This window comes from Streptomyces milbemycinicus (assembly GCF_002154605.1).
Taxonomy (GTDB): Bacteria; Actinomycetota; Actinomycetes; order Streptomycetales; family Streptomycetaceae; genus Streptomyces; species Streptomyces milbemycinicus.
Genome location: NZ_MUNE01001141.1, coordinates 1 through 2,638, shown reverse-complemented (window position 1 = coordinate 2,638; position 2,638 = coordinate 1). Strand labels below are relative to the sequence as shown.

Here is a 2,638-nt window from a genome sequence, read left to right as displayed (position 1 = left end):
CTGGCCGCGGCCAGTGCCTTGAGCTCACCGTTCAGTTCATGGTGCCGGCCGAGCTGGAAATCGGCTTCGACGCGCATCTCCAGGGCGCGCAGCCGACGCTCCTCCAGTTCGGTGGCATGCGCTTCGAGCAGTTCCCCGCAGTCCACATTGGCCAGGGCGCCGCCCTGCCACATCCCCAGGGCCCGGTTCAGCACTTCCCTGGCATGTCCCGGGTCCCCGGCGGCAAGCACCTCCCTGCCTTCTTTGACCAGGGCCCGAAAGGAATTGAGGTCGATCGCGCTTTCCGGTACGCAGACGGTATAGCCGCTCGGCCGGGTCTCGAGGAACAGCTCTCCGCCGCAGCCCGGGCGGGCCAGGCTGCGGCGGAGTTCATAGATATAGGTGTGTACGGCGCGAATGGCCTTGTCCGGGGGACTGCTTCCCCACAGTTCGTCGATGAGGGCCTTGGTGGGCACGGTCTCGTTGTGCCGCAGTATCAGCAGGGCCAGGGTTCGGCGGAGCTTGGGAGCGCTCGGCGTGCGGACGCGGGAGTCGCCCAGGACTTCGAAGTTTCCCAGAACCTGAAACCTCATACGCGAACCCCCGGTTCATTGGCGACAAGGCCCTGCCCGTTCCCCGTATTCAGTTCACAGCCGAGGATACCTCCGGCCTGCATGATCAGTGGACCCGAGGCATATTTCGGCTCATTCGTACCTGTGCCTGTTGATACGCGATTTAATTGATGAGCCGCACACACCCAGAAATCGCGGATCAGTTCGGCGCATATCTTTCCGAACCGGGGTGGCGGATTACCCGCACCGCGAATTTGTCAATGGCCGTGCGGCGCCGAACGGTGCACCGGTCCATGGGCGGCGAGGCAGTGCTCGTCGCCCTCGGTCGCCGGGCCGCGCGTGTCGCGCGGCGGCCGGCGGTCGCCGAGGTGGTCGATCTGGAGGGTGGTGTGGGTGATTCCGTAGTGCTCGCCCAGCATCCGCTCCAGGTCCTCGCGGACGGCGTGGCAGTCGCCGTCCGGGGCCGCGACCAGCACATGGGCGGAGAGCGAGACCTCCCCCGAGGTGATCTGCCAGACATGCAGATCGTGCACCTCGGCCACGGCCGCATGGGACACCAGTCGGTCGCCGATCTCATCGGGCTCGACCCCGCTCGGCGCGGCCTCCAGCAGCACCCGGCCGGAGGCCCGGACCAGCCCCACGCCGGCCTTGACCATGAGCGCGACCACGACGAGCGAGGCGATCGCATCCGCCCGCGCGAAGCCGGTGGTCAGGACGACGACACCCGAGATGGCGGTGCCGATGAAGGCGAAGAGGTCGTTGAGGATGTGCTGATAGGCGCCTTCGACGTTGAGCGAGCTGCGATTGGCCTTGGACATGCACCAGGCCGCCGCGATATTGACGGCCACTCCGGCGAGTCCGGTGGCCAGGACCAGGGCACCGTTCACATCCGGCGGGTCGATCAGACGCTCCACCGACTCATAGCCCAGCCACACCGCGAGCAGCAGCAGCGAGAGCCCATTGGCCTGGGCGGAGAGAATTTCGGCGCGTTTGAGACCGTAGGTGTAGCCGCCGCGCGAGGGGCGGGCCGCGAGCCGGATCGCGAACAGTGCGAGAACGATGGACGCGGCGTCGGTGAGCATATGGGCGGCGTCGGAGATCAGCGCCAGCGAGCGCGCCACCACGCCGATGACGCCCTCGATCACGATGAAGCCGCTGATCAGCGAGAGCGCCGCCAGCAGCCAGCGACGGTCGGCGTTCTCCGCCACGCCATGGCTGTGCCCGGCGTGGCCCTCCCCGTGGCCGTGCGTATGGGTGCCCACCCGCTCCTCCTCGAATCGCCCATCGGAACAGCGCAATTGAACAGCACATCGGAAAATAATCCAAAGGCTGCAATGGACACGGTTATCAAGTGCCGCAATCACGTGGCACGGGCGGCGATACCTGCGGTGATGCGGAATGCCTTTCTGAATTCGGCAACGCTTTTCATTGTCGGGCACGGTCGATGATATGTGCGAGACTGCCCCGGTCCGGGTGAGCTCCGCGGGGAGCCGGTGACCGCGCCGGGCGCGGCGCGTTGGCCTGACATGACGACGACGATGCGACGCCGTTCTCTCTCGCAGCCGAGCAGAGCGCTGGACCGGAGCACCGCGAGCGGCGAAACGCTCCATCAGAGCACCTGTGTGCCCATCTACGCCGCCCTGGTCGAGCGCTGGGCCTCCGCGGGCCGGGCCGTGCCGGGGCGCTACGACCGGGAGTGGGCCGAGCTGGTGAACTGCCCGCCCTGGCCCGAGCGGGTCCGCTCGGCCTCCCGGCCTGTAGCTTCCCCGGCGCCCCTCAAGCGCTCCTGACCCGTCGAGTGCTGCCGACCCGTCTCAGGCGCTCCTGACCCGGCGCCGGACGGGCCCTGGCGGGCCGCGTCACGCGCGGCGGACGCGGCCCTCGGCGACCAGCCGGTCCAGCACCCGGCGCAGCGCGGGGGCGCAGCGGCCCGCCCCGTCCGCCGTGAGCCAGGCCAGCTCGGCGATTTCCCGGCCCGGGACCGGCTCGCCCTGTGCCGCACCCGTATAGCAGGTCATCCGCAACCGTCGGCCGCCCTGGCCGCATCGGAACCCTTCGTCATCGAGGACGAGGCACACGGCCAGGGC

General features: G+C 68.6%; 4 protein-coding genes. 1 reads left to right on the top strand and 3 read right to left on the bottom strand.

The genetic code is table 11. The annotated features are described in order from the left end of the window. Both CCN51_RS51670 and CCN51_RS51665 read right to left on the bottom strand, forming a co-directional pair. A partial coding sequence (locus CCN51_RS51670; RefSeq protein ID WP_211303356.1) for an AfsR/SARP family transcriptional regulator occupies positions 1-572 on the bottom strand: 572 nt, incomplete at its 3' end. 236 nt (positions 573-808) lie between these two features. Then, positions 809-1,813: a cation diffusion facilitator family transporter gene (locus tag CCN51_RS51665; RefSeq protein WP_014174361.1), complete on the bottom strand. Its 1,005-nt coding sequence runs from the start codon at positions 1,811-1,813 to the stop codon at positions 809-811. 276 nt (positions 1,814-2,089) lie between these two features. On the opposite strand from CCN51_RS51665, the gene CCN51_RS51660 reads away from it, so the two are divergent. Then, entirely contained in the window at positions 2,090-2,341 is a 252-nt protein-coding gene (locus CCN51_RS51660; RefSeq protein WP_014174362.1) for a hypothetical protein, read from the top strand. Between the two features lie 69 nt (positions 2,342-2,410). Here the strand turns inward: CCN51_RS51660 and CCN51_RS55575 are convergent. Then, positions 2,411-2,638, bottom strand: a 228-nt coding sequence (locus tag CCN51_RS55575) for an NUDIX hydrolase (protein WP_483883487.1), incomplete at its 5' end; no start/stop codon positions are given.